Annotated in this window: 21 protein-coding genes; 6 read left to right on the top strand and 15 right to left on the bottom strand. The window is 61.4% G+C overall.

Annotation, left to right across the window (positions count from 1 at the left end):
• Positions 1-339: hypothetical protein (locus VGN12_21715; GenBank protein ID HEY4312081.1), on the bottom strand; the 339-nt coding region annotated here is incomplete at its 3' end.
• Positions 340-609: 270 nt separating this feature from the next.
• Between VGN12_21715 and VGN12_21720 the strand changes: the two genes are divergently transcribed.
• The gene (locus VGN12_21720) at positions 610-1104 is read left to right on the top strand and encodes a hypothetical protein (GenBank protein HEY4312082.1); all 495 of its coding nucleotides are present in this window, start codon (positions 610-612) and stop codon (positions 1102-1104) included.
• 78 nt (positions 1105-1182) lie between these two features.
• Here the strand turns inward: VGN12_21720 and VGN12_21725 are convergent, their stop codons facing one another.
• Positions 1183-1449: an EF-hand domain-containing protein gene (locus VGN12_21725; protein ID HEY4312083.1), complete on the bottom strand. Its 267-nt coding sequence runs from the start codon at positions 1447-1449 to the stop codon at positions 1183-1185.
• A gap of 538 nt (positions 1450-1987) precedes the next feature.
• Between VGN12_21725 and VGN12_21730 the strand changes: the two genes are divergently transcribed.
• Positions 1988-2173, top strand: coding sequence for a hypothetical protein (locus VGN12_21730; GenBank protein HEY4312084.1), 186 nt, complete (start codon positions 1988-1990; stop codon positions 2171-2173).
• 25 nt (positions 2174-2198) lie between these two features.
• Here VGN12_21730 and VGN12_21735 read toward each other — a convergent pair whose 3' ends face one another.
• Both VGN12_21735 and cobA read right to left on the bottom strand, forming a co-directional pair.
• Entirely contained in the window at positions 2199-2999 is an 801-nt protein-coding gene (locus VGN12_21735; protein HEY4312085.1) for a hypothetical protein, read from the bottom strand.
• A gap of 199 nt (positions 3000-3198) precedes the next feature.
• On the bottom strand, positions 3199-4671 hold the full coding sequence (cobA, locus tag VGN12_21740) for a uroporphyrinogen-III C-methyltransferase (protein ID HEY4312086.1): 1473 nt from the start codon (positions 4669-4671) through the stop codon (positions 3199-3201).
• 306 nt (positions 4672-4977) lie between these two features.
• Between cobA and VGN12_21745 the strand changes: the two genes are divergently transcribed.
• From VGN12_21745 to coaD, 3 genes are all read left to right on the top strand, one after another.
• The gene (locus VGN12_21745; GenBank protein HEY4312087.1) at positions 4978-6402 is read left to right on the top strand and encodes a tetratricopeptide repeat protein; all 1425 of its coding nucleotides are present in this window, start codon (positions 4978-4980) and stop codon (positions 6400-6402) included.
• 127 nt (positions 6403-6529) lie between these two features.
• Positions 6530-6841, top strand: a complete 312-nt coding sequence (gene rpsT / locus VGN12_21750) for a 30S ribosomal protein S20 (GenBank protein ID HEY4312088.1) — start codon at positions 6530-6532, stop codon at positions 6839-6841.
• Between the two features lie 259 nt (positions 6842-7100).
• Positions 7101-7625 (top strand): pantetheine-phosphate adenylyltransferase, encoded by a 525-nt coding sequence (gene coaD / locus VGN12_21755; GenBank protein ID HEY4312089.1) that lies wholly within the window; start codon positions 7101-7103, stop codon positions 7623-7625.
• A 51-nt stretch (positions 7626-7676) separates the two neighbouring features.
• On the opposite strand, the gene hisH is transcribed toward coaD, so the two are convergent.
• The 10 genes from hisH to VGN12_21805 all read right to left on the bottom strand — a co-directional run bounded on the left by hisH (position 7677) and on the right by VGN12_21805 (position 19261).
• Positions 7677-8288, bottom strand: a complete 612-nt coding sequence (gene hisH, locus VGN12_21760) for an imidazole glycerol phosphate synthase subunit HisH (protein ID HEY4312090.1) — start codon at positions 8286-8288, stop codon at positions 7677-7679.
• A 133-nt stretch (positions 8289-8421) separates the two neighbouring features.
• Positions 8422-9243, bottom strand: a complete 822-nt coding sequence (locus VGN12_21765) for an OmpA family protein (protein HEY4312091.1) — start codon at positions 9241-9243, stop codon at positions 8422-8424.
• Between the two features lie 162 nt (positions 9244-9405).
• Positions 9406-9951, bottom strand: a complete 546-nt coding sequence (locus VGN12_21770) for a hypothetical protein (protein HEY4312092.1) — start codon at positions 9949-9951, stop codon at positions 9406-9408.
• A 95-nt stretch (positions 9952-10046) separates the two neighbouring features.
• Entirely contained in the window at positions 10047-11066 is a 1020-nt protein-coding gene (locus VGN12_21775; GenBank protein ID HEY4312093.1) for a hypothetical protein, read from the bottom strand.
• 297 nt (positions 11067-11363) lie between these two features.
• Entirely contained in the window at positions 11364-12623 is a 1260-nt protein-coding gene (locus tag VGN12_21780) for an A24 family peptidase (protein HEY4312094.1), read from the bottom strand.
• 26 nt (positions 12624-12649) lie between these two features.
• Complete coding sequence (locus VGN12_21785; GenBank protein ID HEY4312095.1) at positions 12650-13192, bottom strand: shikimate kinase; 543 nt, start codon at positions 13190-13192, stop codon at positions 12650-12652.
• A 129-nt stretch (positions 13193-13321) separates the two neighbouring features.
• Positions 13322-14815: a shikimate dehydrogenase gene (aroE, locus tag VGN12_21790; GenBank protein HEY4312096.1), complete on the bottom strand. Its 1494-nt coding sequence runs from the start codon at positions 14813-14815 to the stop codon at positions 13322-13324.
• A 155-nt stretch (positions 14816-14970) separates the two neighbouring features.
• Complete coding sequence (gene mutL, locus VGN12_21795; GenBank protein HEY4312097.1) at positions 14971-16968, bottom strand: DNA mismatch repair endonuclease MutL; 1998 nt, start codon at positions 16966-16968, stop codon at positions 14971-14973.
• 71 nt (positions 16969-17039) lie between these two features.
• Positions 17040-18446, bottom strand: a complete 1407-nt coding sequence (locus VGN12_21800) for a sigma-54 dependent transcriptional regulator (GenBank protein HEY4312098.1) — start codon at positions 18444-18446, stop codon at positions 17040-17042.
• Between the two features lie 53 nt (positions 18447-18499).
• On the bottom strand, positions 18500-19261 hold the full coding sequence (locus tag VGN12_21805) for an ATP-binding protein (GenBank protein HEY4312099.1): 762 nt from the start codon (positions 19259-19261) through the stop codon (positions 18500-18502).
• Between the two features lie 103 nt (positions 19262-19364).
• Between VGN12_21805 and VGN12_21810 the strand changes: the two genes are divergently transcribed.
• Entirely contained in the window at positions 19365-19907 is a 543-nt protein-coding gene (locus VGN12_21810; protein HEY4312100.1) for a hypothetical protein, read from the top strand.
• Positions 19908-20549: 642 nt separating this feature from the next.
• Here VGN12_21810 and VGN12_21815 read toward each other — a convergent pair.
• A complete protein-coding gene (locus VGN12_21815) occupies positions 20550-23123 on the bottom strand; it encodes a CehA/McbA family metallohydrolase (protein ID HEY4312101.1) in 2574 nt (857 codons plus the stop codon).
• Positions 23124-23177 lie beyond the last annotated feature (54 nt).

The following is a 23177-nucleotide window of genomic DNA, read 5'->3' on the forward strand; positions in this document are numbered from 1 at the left end:
GCGCCGGTAGAAGGGCAGAAAGAAGTAGCACAAGGAAAGCAGGCAGAAGATCGCACCGAATTCGAAGTTGGCCTGCGCGAAACCTTCCTTCAAGCCGGCCCCCATCATGCCGACCATGTGGTGCGAACTGATATTGGTGCCGAAGATCGATCCGGCCACTGCCCACCAGGCGACGGTCTTCCCGGCTAGGTAATAGTCGGTGGTGTTTTCCTTGCGGCGCGCGATCCACATGCCGAAGGCTGTTGTTCCCACAATGGTGGCCGCGACCACCAATACGTCGATCCATTGCAACGGCACGCTAGCGGACTGGGCAAAGATCATGGGAAGGCAGTCGTTCATCGCGCGAGGCACCTAAGAGAGAAGAAGGGTGGCCTGAATCTAACGAGCCGAGCGCAGAGGGGGAAGCAGTTCGTGGGGCACGGTTGTGGGCGAGGTCGAGAGCCGCGCGCTGGATGTCCTCGCGGATCGAGCAGATTGGAACGGGCAAATTCCGCCGCCACGCACTGTCGCAGAACCCGGCATGGTCCATCAAGGCAGAACGGGCACCAAAACGGTACGCGGTGTGCATTACGAGGAGCGGATGGCAGTTCGCTGGCAATGGGGTGCGCTATGCAACCAATAATTCTGCTACTGATGCTGAGCGCTATTGAGCGGGGTGACGCGCGTGTGACCTCGCCGGTCCCTGATTCTTTGGCGCCTCGCAATCGTGATGTAACCGTTGTTGAGACGCGACGAGCCACCGGGCCATTGGGTAATGACTGGCGCTACGTCCACCACGGTGGTCGTCATTGGTACTGGATGCCGAACAAAACCTGGACGTTATGGACGGGTACGAACTGGGAGCCCTATCCCGCCGACATGGCTAACCCGGGGAGCAGCGAAACGCAATCACATCTGCAAATGCAAGGGTATCGTCAACCTGTGGCTCCGGCCGGCGCCTACGCTGTGCCGGGGGGCGAGACTAGCTCCCGGCCGAAGCAGTACAAGCCGCGCGACGGCACGTTACCGCTTGGCGAGCGAGCTTACAGCCCGATCGTGGGGCCGAAACAAGGGCTAACGCCGCAGGATACGAAGTTGTTACCGCAGCCTACGCCCGATCGATGACGCGCGAAGATTGTCCTGCGGAGGCGAGCAAAGAATCGTCGCGAGAGAAAGGTGGATCTTGTGGCAGAGAAAGGCGCGCTACCTTCTTTGGAATTCGTTGAATGTCAACGATTTGTTACCGTTCTTGTCGAGTGTCACGAACTCCTTCTTCGCCTTCGTGGCTGACTTGCCGGCTTTCTCGCCGACGAACTCCTCCTCGCTCAGCTTCTTGTCACCATTGGTGTCGAGCTTTGCGAATCGCTTTTCCTCGAACTGTGTGGTGGGGGCAGCGTGCGCCTGCGGTGACGAAGCAAGACCGATGGCGAGGATCGCAAGAGTCAGCAAGCAAAAGAGCGACAATTTCACGATGAGATTCCTCGAGGTTCCGACAGATCGCAAAGTGCGGGGGGGGGCGCTAGATCCACACTATCAAGAGCTAACGGCCGCTTCAACCTTTCTGCATGCGGACGTGCCGCGCCGGGTAGTAGGGCGTGAAGCAGTTCACCCGATTGTAACGTCACCTGATTGAGCGAATCCTGACCAAGGCAACGCGGCAGCATGCGATCCGGAGCCTTCCCCGCGACTGCAGAATACGGATCATGGCTCGATCATTGGTCGGTGGTCATTTGCATATTTGCACGCCCCGAGCTACGTAACTAGGATGCGGAGAAGGCACCGCAAAACCGGCCGGCGGAGCGGAGATTTCGGGCGGCGCGACGCGGGTCAGAGTTCTCGCCGGCGGGGAGAAAGCATCTCCTCTCATTGCGAAAGGCCTGAGAAACGTCACAATCCTATCGCGGCCGGATCCTGGCAACGTTTCAGGTCGGCTGCTGACAGGGGCGAGAGCCCGACTATACTAGAGAGTTTAGCCGTGGTAGCGGATGTCCGAGCGGGAAGTAGGCCGATGCCGAGAGCCTTGAGTATCAGCGGAATCGTCGTCGCGATATTACTCGTACTGGTCTTCGGACTGGACGTGACGCCCCTTAGATTCCCCTTCGGCGGCGCCAGTACCTTCATGGACATCGGCTTTATCGTCGCCGCCATGATGCTCGGCTATCTAAGCTGGACGACGCTTCGCGAAGCCACTTAGCGGCGCAATCCTCGCGCATCCTTCACTAGGCGGCTTGTCTCCGCAGGATCGAGCAGGCCGGAGCGGCGGTGTGACGTGGTTGCGAAAGAATCGTTGCGGCCGTGACCAAGGTTTGGGTCTGCAGCCCTCCTTGCCGGGAATACGACGAGATCTGCCGCACTACCGACCCCAGGTCCTCGGCTGGTCGTCGCGCTCCTGCGGAGACCGATGCCAGATCGATTTCCAGGTGGATCATATCAGCCGTCGCCACGGCGCGGTCGATCGCGTGTCGCACGCGCCAGGCGCCTTCGTTTGTCAGGCTGATCGCTTGCGGCATGCGCCACAGGCCCCAACGCAGTTTTTGGGGAACGGCGCTACTGCGGGCGGCCATCGGTAGCAACCATTGCCCGGCACGGCGAATCCGACTGGTCGACGCACGGTCGCCCGCGCCTTGGGCCGCGACATGGAGGGCCGACATCCCGTACTTGGCCAACAGTTGGTAGCTTTCCGTCGACAAGGCTTTGCGAGCGAACACCGTCGTCAGTCGCAGGCCACCGGCGCGCGCTCGCAATGTTTCGCGACGGAGTTGCTCGGCCATGAGCGCTCCACCGTCGTGGGTGAGTGTTACCGCCATTGCTTGGCGCGGTTCGTTTGCGACGATTGCTGAAACCAACGGAAAGTCGATGGGCGAACGGCAGCCCCAGGTCGCGGCAATGTCGTTTTCGACGAGCAATTCGAGCGTCGACTCGGCGGCAGTCGTGAGCGGCTGTCGCGAAGCGTGGTCGAGGGACGTTGCATCGGCCGTTACACTGACCAACAGCACCGCGGAAGAGCTTGACGCACGCATAGCAATCCCTCGCAATTTCGACGAACGACACAACGCCCCGGCATGGGAATCGTCGGCACCGCCAGCACGTCTACTGGAAGGAATGTAACGAGCGCTTGGGGCGGAAATCCGGGGCCAGTTTTTCGCGCTCGGGGCTGCTGCGGAATGTCACGAATATCCGGCCGCGCGTGACCCCGCGTAGTTGCTACGCCCGGCAAACTCAGCCGGCGAGAATCGCGCGGATCAGCCCATCGGTCGTATATTCCGCGGCTTCTACGGCGACGTCATAACCGAATTCTTTCAACGTTTCGGTCGTGATGGGGCTGATGCTTGCCAGTCGGGCCCGCTTCAAATCCCCACCGATCATGGTCGCCAAAGAGCGGGCGATGGCCGAACTTGTGACCGTGACCCACACCGGATGCTCGCCGGACAAGGCCGCCGCGACCGCCGGATCGGCAACCGTAACGTCACGGCTTTCATAGACCGTGATCTGGTCGACCTGTGCGCCGGCGGCGCGCAACTCTTCGGCCAGCAGTTCTCGGCCGCGACTGGCCCGTGCCAATAACACGCGTTGACCTGACACGCGCCCGGCCAGGGCAGCGGCCAGGCTTTCGGCCCGAAACTCGGGCGGCACAAGTTCCGCCCGCAGCGAGTACTGTGCCAATGCCTCGGCGGTGGCCGGTCCAATGGCGGCCAGACGGACACCGGCCAAACGTCGCACGTCATCCTGTTCGAGCAATCGTTCGATGAGAAACTTGACGCCGTTCGCACTCGAAAAAACCAGCCATTGGTAGTCGGTAATTTTTTCGAGAGCGCGATCGACCGGCGCCCAATCAGCGGGCGGCCCGATCTCGATGGCCGGTTGCACGAACACGTCCGCACCCAAATCGGTCAGCCGGGAACGCAGTTCGTCCGCCTGTTCCACGGGGCGCGTCACGATGACGCGTTGGCCGAACAACGGGCGGCCAGTGAACCAATCGGCCAACGGTTCGGCGCCGGCCACGTCGCCGACGATTGTGATGACAGGAGGCCGGATTTTTTGCGTATGAAACACCTCGGCAACTTCGCCGAGCGTCGTGCGAATGGTCGCCTGGTCAGGCCACGTGCAACGGCGGATCACGGCCACGGCCGTCGTGGCAGGCATGCCACCGGCTAGCAATCCACCGGCCCAATGGGCGACGGTTGTCGCTCCCATGTAAAACACCAGCGTGCCAGGGAAACTGGCCAGCGCGGCGTAATTGAGAACGGCCTCCTTGCCGTTTTCCTCGTGCCCCGTGACCAGGGCCACGGCCGAGGAAAGTTGACGCCCCGTCACGGGCACTCCGGCGTAGGCCGCCGCGGCGAGCGCCGTGGTCACGCCCGGGACGATTTCAAAAGGGACTTGCGCGGCGATCAGCGCACCGCACTCTTCCGTCGCACGAGCAAAAACGAGCGGGTCGCCAGCCTTCAGACGGACGACGATTCGCCCGGCGCGTGCCGCGGCAATCATTCGTTCGTTGACTTCTTGCTGCGACAGGATGCGTCCCGCGCCATGCCGGCCCAGGCAAACCTTTTCGGCCGTGGGACGCGCGTGGGTGAGCGTCTGCGGATTGACGAGGTAGTCGTACAGCACCAGGTCCGCTCGCGCCAGGCATTCGGCGCCGCGCACGGTCAACAGTCCGGGATCTCCCGGGCCTGCTCCGACTAAATACACGGCTGCGATACTTGCTGGGGTGCGAGAGGGCATAGGAGCGAAGTTGTGTGGCTGCGGCCTGCTGGTAGAATGGGGAATTACCGATCGAAACGCGGCCCTGGCTGTCTATTTCGGGCCGCTTCTCGATGAATCGATCTTAGGGACTCGTCGGCCGGCATCACAGTCGTCGCGGCCAGATTTCGGTAGCGAAGCGACATTTGTGGCTCTGTCGTTCGGTTCTCCCCGTGGATCGAGCGGATTCCTGGCAGATCAACTGAAACGAATTCCACTTCGCATACCCGTCGACAACGATCTCGATTTTCGCCTATGGCCGACAAGCCCTCGAAAGACGATCCCCAACAGCCAGTCTCGCGCCAGATGCGCGGGCGCTTGCAGGCCTGCTTCGAGCACGGCAGCAAGAGCGCCTCGAAGGGGAACTACGACTACGCCACCGAGATGTTCACGCAATGCGTGCAGGGGGATCCCGGCAACCTGCTGTACGTGCAGAATTTTCTCAACAACCTGCAGAAGAAATACGGGAATAACAAAAAAGGGAGCAAGCTGGCCGGGTTGAAGGGGGGCATGGTCAAGGGATCGATTCAAAAGTCCTACATGCAGAAGGACTGGAAAGCGGTTCTGAACAGCGGCCTTGAGATGCTCAAACTGAATCCCTGGGATTTGCAGTCGCTCAAGCAAATGGCCAATGCCTGCGAGCAACTGCAATTCGACGAAGTGCAGTTGGCGTACCTGAAATTGGCGCAAGACGTTGATATCGCCGACATCGACGTCAACCGACTTTACGCCCGGGCACTCGGCCGGCTGGGACGCTTCGATGAGGCCATCGTCTGCTGGACGCGGGTGCAAAAAGTCAGCCCACGCGACGAAGAGGCCAACCGCTCGATCGCGAATCTGACGGTTGAAAAGACGATTCACAAAGGTGGCTACGAGGATGCCGAATCCAGCACCGAGGTGATGGTCGACAAGGATGCCCAGTCCGACCGGCAGGGGACAGGCGTCGCGAAGCTCACGCCCGAGCAGCAGTTGGAAAAGGCGATCGCCAAGAATCCTGAGAAGGTCGAGAACTATTCCGAGTTGGCAGATTTACATCTGCGTCATGACCGGCTGGAGCAGGCCGAACAAGTATTGGCCAAGGCTCTGCAAGTGTCCGGTGGAGAAATGACGATTCGCGAGCGGTTAGAAGACGTGCAGATGCGCCGCGCACGCCGCGACTTGGAAATCGCGCAGAAGCGCGCCCAGGCCGAGAAGACGCAGGAATCGGTCGATCTGTGGCGGCAGATGAACGAAGCCCTGAATCGTACGGAACTCGAGGTTTATCGCAGCCGGTCGGACCGTTATCCCGACAATGCCGCCTTGAAGTTCGAGTTTGCCGTACGGCTGCAGCGGGCGAAAAATTTCGCCGAGGCGATCAAGATTTACCAGCAGGCCCACGCTGACACGAAACGGAAAGCGGCCATTCACCTGGGGCTGGGGGAATGCTTCCAATCGATCAAGCAATTCAAGCTGGCGATGAGCAATTTCGAGCAGGCGGTGATCGCGACTTCGGACCGCGAACCGGATCAAAAAAAGGTCGCCCTATACCGCGCCGGCAAGCTGGCCTTGTTCATGAAGAACCTGGACGTGGCCGAAAGGCACCTGAACGAGCTGGCCGGCCTCGATTTCGGCTATAAAGACGTGGCGGACCTGCTGGACAAACTCAATCAATTAAGGGAAGATGGCGGGTCCTCGGGCTAGCCGCCCCGGGAGATTCGCGGCCTGGCGGCATAGTCCGGCGAGGTCGCCCCCTGTTTTGGCCCTGCGAGGCCGGTAAGAACGAGCCTCGCCTGGTCGCACCTACTGCCTTCTGGATTTAACTCTCCGTATGCCGACATCGAACAGTGCCAAGAAGCGTCTTCGCCAGAACATCGTCCGCCGAGGACGCAATCGTGCCGCGCGCAGCGTGCTGAAGAACGAAGTTCGCAAAGTGCGTGACGCCGTGATCGCCGCCGACACTGACGCGGCCAATGTTGCCCTGCGTGGGGCGGCCCGCAGCCTCGACAAAGCCACGGCGCGCGGAGTGATTCATCGCAATGCGGCGGCACGCTTGAAGTCGCGCCTATCGGCCGCGGTGAAGAACTCGAAGGGCGCGACCCCGGTCAAGGCCACGAAGACGAAGGCCAAGGCGAAAGCCTGACGCAGCGCCGATTTTCGCCACGCGATAGCGTTCTTGACGCAGGCAGCATCGTCGACCGGTAAGTACCGTCGGTAGTCTCTTGCGCGCCAGCATGACCGGCTGCATCGGTATAACCGTCCCTCGTCCGCATGGCGGCTGTTCTCCTTCGGGCGACGCACTTCGCCGAGCCGTTTGCATTTCACTTGCCGCGCGGCCATGATCGAGCGGGTGGCCCATTCGCGGCCACGTTTTTTGCTTTCGATCTTCCGCGGTGCTCGCCATGTCGCCGACCGACGCACGGGTGGCTGTCTATACCGGCTCGTTCGATCCCATTACGCTGGGGCATTTGAACGTCATAGAACGTTCGAGCCGGCTGGTCGATCGATTGATCGTCGGGATCGGGATCAACGCCGGCAAAGATCCGCTGTTCTCGCTGGAAGAGCGCAAAGCGCTCGTCCGTCACGTCACCGAGCGCATTCCCAATGTCGAGGTGCAGGAATTCTCGGGCCTGGCCGTGCATTTCGTCCGCAAGTGTGGCGCCCGCGTGATGATCCGCGGCGTGCGGCCGCTGACGGATCTGGAAACCGAAATCACGATGATGATGGCCAATCGGCAACTCGATCCCGGCTTAGAAACCGTGGTGCTGTTGGCCGACGCCGAGTTCGCGCACGTTTCGAGCTCGCTGATCAAGCAGATCGCCCCGTTGGCCGATGACGAAGAGCTGAGCCGATTCGTCCCGGCCGAAGTCATCGCAGCGCTACGCCAAAAGATGGCCGATCGCCCCGTGCAAGGGCGTGATCTCTGAGCGGCTGGCCGAGCGCCGGTTTTGCTGTCGCCGCGGTTTTGCGGCGCACGATTACGCCGGCAGTTCAGCGAAGTTTCGCAGAATCTGCAGTCCGTCCTGCTGACTCTTTTCGGGATGGAATTGCGTGGCGAAGAGATTGTCGCGCCACACGACCGCCGTGAAGGGATCGGGATAGTGGGCCGCGGCCGCGATGACCTGGCTGTCTTGTGGTGCCACGTAATACGAATGCACGAAGTACATGTAAGGGGCGGGCGAAAGGCCGGTGAAGATCGGCGGCTGTCGCTCGATCGCCAGTTGATTCCAGCCCATGTGCGGGACCTTGAATCCTTCGCGCGGCGCGAAGCGCACTACCTCGCCCGGCAGAATGCCCAGACCCTGATGGCAGCCCCCTTCATAGCTGACGTCAAACAGAAGCTGCAGCCCCAGGCAGATGCCTAGGAAGGGCCGGCCTGACGTGGCCGCCGTGCGGACGACGTCGATCAGCTTGCGTACCTCGAGTTCGTGCATGGCGTCCTCGAACGCTCCGACCCCTGGCAGGACTACATGGGGTGCATCGGCAATAACGGCCGGGTCGCTCGTGATCGTTGCCTGGTGCCCGACTTTCTCGAAGCCCTTTTGCACGCTCCGCAGATTGCCCATGCCGTAGTCGATAATCGCGATCATAGTGCTCGTGGTGCGTGCCAGTCAGGCGGGGATTTCGAGGAAGATCGAGGACCGTGGGGCGGGCGAGCTCGTGCCAGGTACGGTCCTGAAAGGGACAGCACCGGGTCGCCGCTGGTTCGCCAGCCACCCGATTCTAACGTCCCGGGGTGCGCTCGGGGTAGATGACCAGCTCCACCCGGCGATTCCGTTCTTTGCCCGCCGGCGTTCCGTTTGAGACGATCGGGTGGTTCGGACCGTGACCAACCACGAAGAGTTGGCCCGGCTGCAGGCGCGACCGGAGCGAAATGTAGTCGTACACGGCCATGGCTTCGCCGATCGACAACTGGTGATTACTCTGCCATTTGCCAGCGCTGGAAGGGTCGCTGTCGGTGTGCCCCTCGATTCCCACAATCTGGTCGGGACAGAGCTTTTGGATATCGGTGGCCACGGTGTCCAGGAGGGGGCTGGCCTCGGGCAGCAACCGCGCCGTGCCAGGTGAAAAGAGGCGCGCGCTGGGCAATTCGATCCGTATCACATCGCCGTCAGCACGCACTTCGATGCCGGGGATCTCGATCGCCGGTAACTGGCTCTTCAAGCTATTGTTGGCCGTGATCTTCGCGCCGGCCGGCTTGGACGAGACGGTCCAGGCCTCGGGGCGAGTGCCTGCGGGGGGCGTTTGCTCTTTGACCTTGGCTAGTTGCGAAGTGGCGCTGCCCAATTGATCGCGCAGTGCGGACACCTGGTCCTCGAGCAATCGCGACTGCTGCTGCGACTGCCCCAGCATCGACTGCAATTCTTGATTGTCTTTATCAAGTGCCGAGGCCCGGGTTTGTAGTTCCGTGTTCCGCTGGGCGAGGGCGACTTGCTGCTGCTGCAATGATGAGACCTGGCTCTGCGACGAGAGGGAATTCTGCGCGCAGCCGACCACGGCTAACGGCAGAATCCACAACCAGCGCGCAGCGGCCACGGCTCGCATGGCGGCTAACTCCAAGATCCAGGACAGAAACAAGAAGAGATTCAAGCAGATGTGCAGCGAGATGCCCGTTGCCGAACCGACCGAAGCATGTTCGCACAGACGGTTTCCGACTGCGCACCTTCCGTAACGGCGCGGCAAGCGAGGGATGGTAGCCAGGGGGTATTAGCGACACAAGGCCAATCGCGAGGTTGCCGGCGGCGCGTCGCCACGAGACAGCATCGCGGCTGCTAGCGTGTCGCAGTCGGGGTACTGCCCGTAGAAGCGCTTGATGAAATGCCGGTGCCGCGGTCCGGGAGCGTGCGGCTCCCAACCCCAGCGAGCGAGCAACCGATCCGAGATGCGCGCCGTGGCCACGTCGCACACCAAAGCGTCGGTTCGCTTCAGGCGAGCCAGCTCATCCAGAACGCCCAGAGCGCCGCGAAACGTGGCCAGCGTCGTGCCGCGTGTCGAGACGACGTAATCCAGCACTAAGAACTGCGGCAATCGACGAGGCTCCCGGTAATAAAGCCAGCAGCGATTTCCCGAACGCCAGCGATGGATCAGACGTCCCCAGGTCAGTGCTTCGACCTGCGACGGACGGTGCGAGAAAGGACGCAGGCGAATGCGTACGAGTTGCTCGTCGGCCACGTCGATCACGCCGCATCGGCCGTGTTGCAGCAAGTCGGCATGCTGCTGGCAATCGGTCACGGTGGCGAAGAGCGGTCGCATGGAACAAAACCTTTGCAAAAGCGAACAGCCTGTGATCGCACCAGGTGTGATCACAGGCTGTTCTACGAATCTGGCGAAACGCCGCTCCCTTGAACCTAGTTGGTCGGACGGGCCGCTTCCGTGGCGCGATGCGCGTGGGGCGAGGCCGGGTGATGCTCTTGCGCCGGCTCTTGCTGCGCCGTGGCCTCGGTGCCTTGCTCATCGCCTTCCGAATCGTCGCCGTATTGGGGCTGATAAAGGGCAATGAACGGCTTCTGCGGATCAATCGGCTTGGTGAAGTTCACCGCGACGCCGCCGCCTGCCGCGACCTGGACATTCGTTTCGCGATTTTGCTCGCGGCCGTTCTCGTTCCAAACGGTGCGAATGTCGAACTTCTCGGCCTGATCGTTTTCGTTGTCGATCTCTGGAGTCAGCAGCACGCGCTGGTCTCCTTCGCCCGGCACAGGGTTGCCATTGAGGAATACTTGGGCGTCCTTGCTGGGGAGCGCGAGGTAAATCGCACCGCGGTAGTCGACGGTGTCGCCGTCTTCCTCTTCTTCGTTGCCCATTTCATCGTTTGATGCGAGCTGATCGAGAGGGGGACGCTGAGCATTGTTCTGTTGTGTGTCGGCGTACTGGTTCTCGATTGGCGCGCCGCTGTTCTGATCGTTCGCGGCCAGGTTGTCCACGCCAGCGTTGGGCTGTGCGCCGACGTTCGAGTCGTAGGCCAGCGAGTTGCCCCCGTACGGAACCGAGATGGGCTGATTCGCGGCGTAGTTGTTCCAGCCGCCGATCGGGTTGCCCCAATTGCCTAGCCCGTAGCCAGCCAGGCCATAGCCGAGGTGCGAACCCCAACCGCCGCCCCAGCCACCCCATCCGCCCCCCCAACCACCACCCCATCCGGCACCGCCGAAGCCGTGGTGCGAATGATGATGGTCATGGGTGTGGTGATGGGCATGATGATGGCTGCTGTGATGCGCGTGATGATGGTTGCCGTGGTGGCCACCATGATGACCTCCGCCATGATGGCCGCCACCATGTCCACCGCCGCGAGCCATGACCGTGCCAGCGGCGAAAGCCACGCTCAGAGCAATCACACCCACCACAAGCACGAAACGATTTCCGCGAACAGCCATGATTCGATCCTCGATGGAAATGGGAATTCGCGTCGCCAAGGGTCGCGCGAAGTTTTTGAGCGAGCGTTCCGCCCGGCCGATACCGCGTCCGGGCTCATGGGAAATCTATTTTCTGTTCCGAGGCTAGGCGGCGGAGAATTGGCGGATTTCCGGGTGCGCGGGCCGACGATCGGAACAACTGCTACGGTCGCGATAATCGTGTCGAGAGAGGAGCCCGGCGAATGATGATTGACGCAAAGTCGAACGCGTAAGCCAGATTGCCGTGCGGACAACAGACCAATGCGTCGCGTCGTTCCGCTAATCGCCAATGCCCAAGGCGGTGCGTAATGTCCGCCAACCGCGAAGCATGATGGCCAGCATCACCAGGCAAATGGCGATCACGGTGGGGACCAGCCACGGCAGATCATACAGCGGCATGGCCCAAGTCCAGATCGGTCCCCATTTGACGATCACAAAAAGCGCCGCCAGGCATAGGAAAGGACCATAGGGGATGACGTTATTGCGTTTCACGAACCATTGAATTAACCCGACGAACAAGCCGGCCAGAGGTGCCAGAAAGAAGACCATCGGACTGGTCTGCCACCCAAGAAAACTGCCGATCATCGCCATCAAAGTGACGTCGCCGAACCCCATCGCCTCGCGCGCGAGCGCCCAACTGGCGGCGATGCGCACTGCCCAAATCAGCCCACCACAGGCGGCCATCCCGAGCAATGAACTGACAAGCCCCAGCCACCGCTCACCACCGAAGAACCAGATTGCGCCGATGGCTGCGGTGCCGACGAGAGCACAGGCCACGACCACGATGCTCAAAGGGTCGCGGCGCCATCGAGCGGTTGTCAGCGCCACGGCATGCCGCCAACCGCGCCGTCCACCCCGTCGCCACGGCAAGAGCGCCAAACACCACAGCCAGAAGCAGAGAATTGCTGCACAGAGCCAGCCAAACGTCGCGTTCGGTGTCAGGTGAATCGGTGGTTCGTTGGGACTGGCCAGATTCAAGAAACCCACGCTTAACATGCCGTTCGCCGGATCGATCACCGGCAGTAGCGAGGCAGGCATGATCGTGGCCGCAAGAAAACCGAGCAGGGTTCCGGGAATCGTCACCAGGTCGGGGATCGTCTGTTCGTCGATGTCGACAAGCGATGCCGCCAGCATAAACGTGACAAGCAACAGGTGGCTGGCGAATTGCGCATGAAGGACAAACCAGTCGCTGCCGGCCGGGGCAAATCCGGGTGGCGCCTGGTCGCGCAATAGCTCCCAGTTAGGGACTTCCCACCAATAGAGAATTGCAAAACCGAGCCCGAGCAATAATTCGAGAAGTAAAGGACGCCAGCCGCTCGGGCCGGCACCGGAAGTTGCCTTACGACGAACTTGCCAGGCCCCTACGATCGGCACCCAGGCGGACCAGCGGACGTTCTTGGAGCCATGGCGAGATGCGGTCGCAGACCGCGGCGCTGCAACGATCGCCAGCGGTTGTTGTATTTGCACCAGCCACCACGAGAACCAGTTCACCAGTCGCGCGACGGCGGCGCCGATCAGGTAAAGAACGACGAATCGCATTACAAACGGCATGCGTGCGAGGGAGGTTACTCCCCCTCCTGGCCGCGGCCGCCGAGATGCAATCGGTCGATGATTTCGCCAGCAATGTCTTGCGGTGCGCGATCGTCGGTTGCAACTTCGATCGTGGCCGCGGCCTGGTAGAGCGGAGTGCGCTCGACCAGCAATTGGCGAATCTCGGACTCGCCGCCGGCCAACAGGTTCGGGCGGCGCGCTGCCGTCGTGGCGTCGGCTGTTATCCGCGCGGCAAGCGTCGGGATCGACGCGGTGAGCCAGACGATGTTTCCAGCCCTCTGCAGCGATTGACGATTATCGTTGCGCAGAACGACTCCGCCGCCAGCGGCGATTGCCGTGCGCGGCTGCGCGACCAGGTCAGCGATGACCTTGCTTTCCAGGTCGCGAAAGGCGGGTTCGCCGTCGTCGGTAAAGATCGCGGCAATCGATTTGCCCGCGCGCAGTTCGACCTCGACGTCGCTATCGCACCAATCCCAGCCGAGCGCCAGCGCCAACTGCTGCGCAACGGTTGTTTTACCGGTGCCGCGATAGCCGATTAGCACAAGGTTTTCGAGCACGGGCACCTCGACGCGTGACAATCGACAAAAAGATCGGGTTCCTGGCACCCCGCGAATGGCGTTCAAAGCCATCGGACAGGGCAACGCGCCGCTTGGAAATTATAGGACGCTGCCCGAACGCCCGCCGGGTCACGCTTTCGCGGGCCCAATGGCGCGCCGTAAGACTTCTCGCATCGATTCGGCCGGGGCTTCCTGGCCGGTAAACAGCTTGTATTGCAGCGCGGCCTGGCGAATGAACATCTCGACGCCGGTGACCACCGTGCAACTACGGTTGCGGGCATCTTTTACCAGCAATGTGGTCTCGGGGTTGTAGACGGTGTCGAACACAACCATCGACGGTTTGAGATGGTGCTTTTCGTAGGCCGTCTCGTCGACGTTCGGATGCATACCCAGTGGGGTGCAGTTAACGAGAACGTCCGCCGGATAGTTGTAGCGGGCCGTCCAGTCGATGGCGCGGCAGCCCAGGAATTTCGCCAGCGTGTCAGCGCGCTGCGCGGTGCGGCTGGCCAGCGTGACCTCGGCGCCACGACGTAGCAATCCGTAAGCGATGGCGCGGGCAGCGCCGCCGGCGCCCAATACCAGGGCGTTCTTACCTTGCAGGAAACGGGTCGTGGCAGTTTGTTCGTCCAGTTCCATGGCCGAGGCCAGGCTGTCCATCGCGGCGCGATAATCGGTGTTATAGCCGGATAGCTCGCCGTTCTCGAAGATCAGCGTATTGGCCGCCGCCACCCCCTTCACCGCACCATCGATCTTCCCCAGCCATTTCATCACCGCTTCCTTGTGCGGAATCGTGACACTCAGTCCGCGGATACCCAGCTCTCGCGCGTCTTCGATAAAGCTGGCCAGGTCCTCGCGTGGGATGCGAAACGGGAGGTACACCTTGGGCAGCTTGGCCTGCCGGAAGGCCGTGTTGTGGATTAGCGGGCTCATGCTGTGGCCGATCGGGTCGCCGATCACGCCATACAGCTCGGTGGCCTCGTTGATGTTGTCGTAATCGTAGATTTCGCGCATCTGCTGGAAACTAAGCTGCCCAGGTGCGAGTGTCCGCTCGTGATGGAACGTAGCGTAGGTGAACGGTGAACCGTAACGTCCGGCCAGCAACCGCGAGGGGGTACCGACGTCTCCCATGCAGAAGCCGACGGTGGGGTTCTTGCTCTCGCGCACCAGACGCAGCATCCGCAGATTATCGTGCGGGTGATTGGCGAGCGTCGCCATCTTGACGATGTCGGCGTCGAGCTTGGTCAATCGCGCATGAAGCTCGGATAAGTTCTCGGGCGTTTTGCGAAAGTCGTGCAGGCTGATGATGCGCTTCGTTTTGCCGTAGCGCGGTATCTTGCTGGCGATGTCTTCTTCCAGGTCGACATACTCGACCCCTTCGGCAATGGCCGTGCGCAAGAGCATGATCCGCGCGGCCTCGTCGCCGTTGAACTTACCACCATCCTGCGTGCGGCGGATCGTGATGATCACCGGGCAGGGGCGGTCGGCCAGCACGCGTTTGAGGTTGATTTGGCCGTTGATGTAATCGAGCCGCAGTTCGACCAACTGGGCTCCCTGGTCGACCAAGTGCTTATGTTCGGCGATGACGTGACGATGCCGGCCGCGGCCAATACTGACGCAAATCATGCTAGAAGCCCACGCGGAGAACGAGAGAATATATGATCGCTCTAGTATAGAGTCTGGACCCCGGCGGGGCAGTCCGATTCACGCCGCCCGGCACCAAAGGCGGGCAAGAGAGGTCGCGGGTAGGGGATGCCGCGGCAACGGCGTTTAATGGCCCGTCAGGTGCGCATGAACTGCCGGTCCAGGTCCTCGCGCGTGAAGACCAGGGCCGTGGGGCGACCGTGTGGGCAGTGGTGCGTATCTTGGGCCAAGTGGCGCTGGGCCAAGAGCGCTTCGATTTCGGCCGGCGTGAGCGAATCGCCCGCCTTCACCGCGGCCTTGCACGACATCATGTGCAATAGCTCGTCCAGCAGATCGCGCCGCTCGGGCGCTCGCGCACCGCTGACCAGCAACTCGACCATGTCGCGCAGTAGGGCAGCGGGGTTGGCTGCCTTGAGCATTGCCGGGTAGCTCGACACCAGCACGGTGCCGCCACCAAACGGCTCGATACGAATGCCGAGCTGCGCCAATAGTTCGCTGTGCTCCAGCGCCGCGGCGGCCTCGGCCGGGCTGAGATCGACCGGTTCAGGCACGAGCAGGCTTTGCGTCTCGAGTGCGCCGGCCAACACCTTCGTGCGAAATTGTTCGTACAGCACGCGCTCGTGCAGGGCATGCTGGTCGATGACCAACACCCCTTCGGCGCTCTCGGTGACCAGGTAACGGTTATGAATTTGCACGGCCTGCGTCGCGGGGGCGGCGTAGGAACCGATAGCCTGCTCTGCGGCGAATCCTGGTCCATGCGGACGCAGGTTCCAGGCCGGAGTCCGATTGTCAGCAGTGTGGAGATCGAAGCGCATGCCCGCGTCGTGCGCGGCCGTGGAATCATTCGGCAAAGGTTCTTCGTGCGCGCCTGCCGGTTCCCAATGCCGCTCGAGCGGAACGAGTTCCAGAGGGGGACCGTCCATGAGCGAGCTTGTGGGACGTGCCGGGACGGAGGTCGGCAGAGCGTCCGGCGCCGATAGTGGCTGCCGGGCTGACAATTCGCTTTTCGCCCAATCGACGAAGGCGCTGCCGGCCGGGGATTGCGGCGCGCCGCCGTTTGTTTCGAAGGTTGTTTGCGCTGCGGGATTGGCTGCGAAATTCGCGCTTGGCTGCGCGATGCGGTCTGCCGCGACGGCGTGCGTCAGATCGCTCGTCAGGAACTTGGTGCGGATCGTGCCCAGCAGTTGGCTGTAGAGACGACCGCCGTCCTGAAAGCGGACTTCCAGTTTGGTGGGATGGACGTTGACGTCGACCATATCGGCCGGCATGTCGAAGCACAGGAAAGAAATCGGATAGCGCCCGGTCAGCAGCAGCCCGCGATACGATTCGGCCAGGGCATGTTGCAAGGCCCGATCGCGGACGTAGCGGCCGTTCAGAAACAGATACTGCATCCGCGTGCTGGTACGGCTTTGGCTGGGATGGGCCACATAGCCGGCCAGGCGGATCGGATCGTCGACGCTTTCAATCCAGATCAGATTATCACGCAGCTCAGGCCCGAAGAACGAGCCGATGCGCTCGCGCCAGTCCTGACTGGGAGGCAAGTCATAGACCATGCGATCGTTGTGCCGCAGCACGAAGTGGACGTGCGGACTGGCCAGGGCCAGGCGGGTGAAGGCCTCGGTGACGTGTCCCATCTCGGTCTGCGTCGAGCGGAGGAACTTGCGTCGCACCGGCGTGTTGACGAACAAATTGCGCACTTCGATCACGGTGCCGGTCGGACAACCGCAGGGGACGACCGGACGATGGTTGCCGGCAATGACTTCCAACTCAGCGCCTGCCGTGGCATCTGCGGTGCGGCTGCGGAGCGTGAAATGGCTGACTTCGGCGATGGACGCGAGCGCCTCGCCACGAAAGCCGAGTGTATTGACGCGAAACAGATCATCGGCCGAAACGAGCTTGCTGGTGGCGTGGCTGGCGACGGCCAGCGGCAACTGCTCGGCCGGTATGCCTAGGCCGTCGTCGACGATACGGACCAGGTCCATGCCCCCTTGGGCGACGGCCACCTCGATGCGCTTGGCGCCGGCGTCGAGCGAGTTTTCAACCAACTCCTTGACCACGCTGGCTGGCCGCTCGACGACCTCGCCGGCGGCGATCTTGTTGATCACGCTTTGCGGCAATTGTCGAATCGTGGCCATAAGAGTCCGTTCAGAAATGGCAAAGCGGGCGGCGGTGTGTCGAGCGACGGCCTACACGGATCCGCCTGCGACTACAGGTCGTATTCTTTGATCTTGCGATACAGTGTCCGCTCGCCGATCCCCAACATTTCGGCGGCCTCTTCGCGGTTGCCGCCGGTCAGCTTCAGCGTCTCGCCGATGAACAGCCGTTCGAGATCCGTCAGCGGCTTGCCCACCAGGCTGCCGAGATTGTCGCCGGCTACGGCTTCGGGCGCACCTTCGGCGGGAGCGGAAAGCTCGACCGGTAAGTCATCGACATCGAGCACGCCATCGTAGTCGACGACCACCATGCTTTCCACGACGTTGCGCAGTTGCCGCACGTTGCCTGGCCAGTCGTAGGCCATCAGCCGGCGCCGCGCGGCGGTCGACATGCTCTTGATCGGTTTCTCGTGACGCTTGGCGAACTGCCGAATGAAGTGCTCGATCAAGAGCGGAATATCCTGGCTGCGTTCGACCAGCCGGGGCAACACAACAGTGACGACTTTCAAGCGGTGGTACAGGTCGCTGCGGAACGTGCCGGCCGTGATCTGCTTTTCCAGGTTGCGGTTCGTGGCGGACAAGATACGGACATTGACCTTCACGGGATCGTTCGACCCGACACGCGTAATCTCGCCGTTTTCCAACACGCGCAACAACTTAATCTGCGTGGCCATCGGCATATCGCCGACTTCGTCCAGGAACAGCGTGCCGCCGTGCGCGTACTCGAATTTTCCGATGCGATCGGTCGAAGCGTCCGTGAAGGCTCCCTTCACGTGGCCGAACAGTTCGCTTTCGAGAATGTTCTCGCTGAGGGCCGCGCAATTCAGCGCCACGAAGGCTTTGTTCTTGCGAGGGCTGTTCTGGTGGATCGATTGCGCGACGAGTTCCTTGCCGGTACCCGTCTCTCCCTGAATTAGCACGCTGGCGTTGGTCGGCGCGATCCGCTTGAGCAGTTGGATCACGTCGTTCATCTTGGGGCTGGAGCCGACTACGCCTTCGAAGCCATATTTCTCGTCCAGCCGGCGCTGCAGTTCGGCATTGGTGCGCCGCAAGCGCAGGTTGGCCGCGGCGTTTTCGGTGACGGCCCGCAATTGCCCCAGGTCGAGCGGCTTCAGCAAGTAGCTGTAGGCCCCTTGCTGCATTGCGGACACGGCCGAAGGCACGGTGCCGTGCCCGGTGACCAGAATCACCTCGGCCTCGGGCTGGCTCTCTTTGGCTCGTTTGAGAATTTCCAGCCCGTCGATGTCGGTCATCACCAGATCGGTGATGACGATGTCGAAGACATTTTCTTCGAGCTGTGCGGCCCCGTCTGCGCCGCTGGTGGTGACGGTGCAGTCGTAGCCGACCCGTTCCAGGCTTTCTGCCATGGCTGCGGCGTGCGCAGCATCGTTGTCCACGATCAGCACGCGGATCGGTAGCGCCGGCGAGTCGGCCGTCTCAAGGGGCTTGGCTGTAACCATTTGCCCGATAATACAAAACTGGCTCGAAGCAGGCCACTGGCCTTGCCGCTTCGCTATTCTTTGATGGCGGCAGGTTCCTGCACGCCCAACCGCGCAGGTACGGGCAATTCGATCGTAAATTGTGTCCCGCGGCCGAGCTCGCTCTCGACGCGGATCTTGCCGCCGTGAGCTTCCACGATTTTCCGAGAGATCGACAGGCCCAGGCCTGACCCCCCCGATTTTGTCGTGTAGAAGGCGTTAAAGATTTTTGAGCGCGTTCGCTCGTCCATGCCGGAACCGGTGTCGATCAGGTGCAAGGCAACGCCGCGCGACGTCGCCTCGGTGTTGATCACGAGTTGGCCCCCCTTGGGCATCGCCTGCTGTGCGTTAAGCACCAGGTTCAAGAGAGCGCTTTGGAACGTTTCGCGATCCAGCAGCACGCCGGGCAAGTCCGATTGCAGGTAAGTGACGACTTCGATCTTGGTCTCGGCCGCCTTGGGGCGGAAGAAATTCAGAAGACGGCGGACCTCTTCGTTCAAGTCGGACGATTCCAATCGCGGTTTGCGCACGCGAGCGAAGGCCAGGAAATCATTGAGCAGGTCCTGCAGCCTTTGGCATTCACGCTGCACGACGGCGATCTTGGCCAGCGCTCGGCGAGCCTTCGGTGAGTCGTCGCCCCCCAGGTCCTCGGCCAACAGCTCGACATTCAGGCCGATGGTCGAAAGGGGGTTCTTGATCTCGTGCGCCAGGCCGCCGGCCAGTTGCGCGATCTCGGTGTACTGGTCGACCAGTTTTTGATTGACGTCGTCGGCAGAGGGCGGAGTGGCACGGTTCATAGGATGGTTATTTTACGAAAGGCGCGCGCAACAGCCCAGGTCCTTCTCGGCCCGAGAAGGCCATTAAGATGCTCATCCGGCCGGGGGCAGTTATCATGCAGCGATGCGAATCCATTGGCCACTAGTCGGTTTGTTGATCGGCGCGATGGTTGGGCCGGGATTGTTTCGGCAGTCGCTTGCAGGGGCACCTGACGCGAACACGGTGGTATGGGTTTTTTTGCCGGTCGTGATTGGGCTGTTGATCGGATTATGGATCGATAAAGAATGCCAGAAGCCGTCGGGAGTACGGTTCAGATTCTCGCTGCGCAAGATGCTGATCTTGGTGACAGTGCTAATCGTGCCGATGGCTTGGCTTTCCTCGGAGGTGCGGAATATCCGCTATCGCGCCGCAATGTTGGATCGATTGAAAGCGGCCGGCGGGTCATTTTATGCGATATCTTATCGCGAGGCCCGCCAGCGCCAGCCGTACACCGATAAGCACGGACGGATCGTAAAATTCCGCTTCTGGAGACCGTGGTTGGGGGATCAAATCGTTGTTGGCGTCGTGGTTCCCGACGGCTATCCACCGGACGACCTTTCCGAGTTCTGGGAATGCTTCCCCGAGGCACAGCAAACGATGCCGGTGCAAGTGCAGCGGTTGCCATAAGGGGGTTGCGGCGGAAGCGACCCGCACCGAGGGTGAGCCGAGAGTTCTATTCGCATATCGCTAAAACGACGACCGATCATTCGTCGTTAACGTTCGCGCTGGTGCGGTTTGCAGGGAATGAAACTGGGGCCGCGGCAACTGTCAGCCTGCGCCATCGATTCCAAATTAGCAACGCACTGATCAGGACAATGCAAAAAGGAAGCGCGTCGGGATTAAACCGAAGTACGACGAAATATAATTGCGTACCTACGCCGGCAGATACCAAGAAGTGCCCTTTTTTCTCCTCTCCGTCGTGCGTATCTCGATAGCATCCAAAATCGATTCTAAACCCAATTCCCGACTCGCACGGATCACCTTCGCCGAAGTGATAATCAATAGACGGCCGCATCACGATGCCTAACGTCACGATCGTTAGCATTCCGAGCAACGTACCTAGCCCGAACTGAAGTGGCCGCCAGCGGTTGGGCGCAGTAGTAGGCATGGGCGCATGGTATACGCCGGAGGCTGAGGAGTTGTTCGCAAGGCGACAGGCGGGCGGGACGCCCGCCCCCCAAAACTTGCGCCCGCCAAACATGCGTTCCCCCAAAATCTCGCCCCTCAAGACTTGCGTCTGCGCTCGGTGCTGGGAGAGGGGCCGCGGCTTTAACGCTCGTGCTTGTGCGGTTTCGACGGTTTGAAGTCCGGGCCGATTGGTAGTGGCAGGCCGAGCATGTCGCCGTTGGCTTTGAATCCGCTGCCGTCCGTATCTACAAAGATCGGGTTCGTCACGGCCGTGGGCATTTCCTTGGCGTGATCGGGCCCTACGACCATGCCCAATTCTTTCCCTTCGCCTGCGGCGACGACGATCAGGTGCGCGTCCGAGGTTAGCTCGACGGGCAATTCTTCGGCGAAGACGAGCGTTGCCTGATGGAACTTGTCGGGATGGGTGCGGCGCGTGTAGTTCCACTTCGGATCCGCCACGCCGTTGACGAAAACCTGCACACGGTTTACCTCGAACCAGTTCGGGCATTGCACGCGCACCGATAGTTGCAGTTTGCCGCCGGGGGCTTTCAGATCTTCGCCGACGAGCGCTGTGTCGGCGCCCTTGTCAGCCTTGGCATGCACGGTCAAAAACGGCCCGTTCGTCATTACGATATTGCCGTGCTCGCAAGCGTGTACCAGGTTCGGCACCGAGGCCTGGGTGGGCTCGTCGGTCGAGGACTTGATGTAGTTGCGCAGCCAGCCTGAGCCGTGAAAATTCCAGTGCGCGTCGGTATTGACTACGCCGGGGATGCGATAGCCGAGGTTCAAAAGTTGCAGCCAGTGGTAAATCGTGTTGCCTTGCTCGCGCTCGTTCGGCAGGCTTTCGGGGCGGGTGAAGATGGTCGTCAGCGGGTGTACTTCGATGACGTCCATAAAGCTGAACATCTTTTCGAAGCCGCCGTCCGGCGAGCCGTTCAGGTCCTTGTCGAAGGCCATCTGCACGATGTTGGGATGATTGACCTGCACCAGCTTATCCGAGTTGTTCTCCCACATGGCCAGCCGCTCGATCTGCACCACCGGGTCGCGATCCGACAGGGGGGCGCCGTTATCCTGCGTGCGAGGATGCGGAGTCAGCGGAAACGCGTTTTGATGATTCAGCGGCAAGGGGCGGCCCGTCAGTTCCATGCCGGGGCAGGTCAGCATTCGATTCTCGGCCTTGAACGCCTTCAAGTGCGGATCATAGACCGTGATGCGATTGTGCTCGGTACAGGGAGCGAACTCGATGTGTTCGGCGAGCAAGTTGAGCACGCGTCCTGGTTGGCTGGCCGTGTTGTCGCCCGACGGCGTCGAGTGGCTATGAAAGTCCGAGCTTAGCCAGCCGGCGGTATCGACCGACCGCTTGAGCTCCTCGGCGAGCGCCGTTTCCTTGGCGGCTGTGATCGTGATCGTTTTGAAAATCGCGTCGTGTTCGGGACCATAGCTTACGATCACGTCGTATTCACCGGGCGCGAGCGGCACGCGAAATTCGCCATTCTCGGTGTAATAAATGTTACGCACGCCGTGGATGGCGCTATCGGGACCGAAGTTAGGGCTCGCCGTGTCTCCGTGGCCAGCGAATTGCACTTTGCAGGCGGTCTTTTTGCCCGCGGCGCCCGTGATCTTGGCAACCACATAGCCGGGCGTCGGTAGCTCGACGGTTTGCGAAGCGTTCCTTTCGGCATAGAGCGTGACCGACTTCGAGTCGCGTCCTTGCGCGCTGACCGCGGCCGGATATTCGCCGGCGGGGAGCCGTACGGCGAGCTGCCCCTTATTGTCGGTGCGGCCATGAGCCAGACGCTCGCCCGCCGTGTTTTTGATTTCAACGTCGGCGTCAGGGACCGGCCCGTCGCCGTCTTTGACGGCCAGAGAAACCGTTGTCAGTGATTGCTTGTGCAGGTCGCGCGCAATCGCCAGAGTTTCGATCAAGTTCGTGGCAGGAAATAGGTATCGCACCAACTCGCGTGTTTCGCCGGCAGCGAGCGGCGCCGCCGCGGCCTTGGCTTTGATCGCGAGTTCTGGATGCTCTCCGCACTTAAGCGTGTTGGCCGCGAACTGCCACTGGGGATCGAGAATCAGGGAGCCATACCCTTGCCGCCAGAACGAATCGTAGGCCCAGAACAGGCCCAGTTCGTCGGCCACGCCAAATTCGAACTCGCCGTCGGCGCGGATCGCATCCGTAAGATGCAGCTCTAGCGCCTCGCCGCTGACATTCTTGACGCGGGTCGTGATTTTCAGCCAGCGGGCGTCGTCAGCGAGCGTGTAGATCACCTCGGCGGTTGATTTCGTCGATGGGCCCTGGAAGGTGAGCGACACTTCCGAAGATTTGCTCTGGGCCGGCCCTTTTGCATTCGTCTGATCGGGGCCCTCAAGAGCGTACTGCGCGTTGAGTGGGTAGTACGCGCTCAGTTGGTCCGATTGCTGCTTTCGCTCGGTCAGATCGATCACCGAGCCGCCGACGTTGCGCACGGTCATGTTGGCATTGCGCTTCGGCAGAGCTTCGGCAATTACAGCCACGATGTGCTCGTTGCGCAACACCCAATCGCCGTAGATGCAATCGACTTCCTTCCCCTCAGGCACGGCATCGTCCCAGGTCGCTTCTGAGAGTTGGATGATCTCCGTGGCCGTAGCCTTACCGGATGGTAGAAACGACCAGGCTGCCAGGCAGGCGACGACAAGCAGCGAACGCCTGTAAAAGGCTTTGTGACGAAGGCCCATGATGCGAATCCCCTGATGCCGAGTTAGCGATTGGCGTGATGGGGCCCATGATAG

The organism is Pirellulales bacterium (genome assembly GCA_036499395.1).
GTDB lineage: Bacteria > Planctomycetota > Planctomycetia > Pirellulales > JACPPG01 > JACPPG01.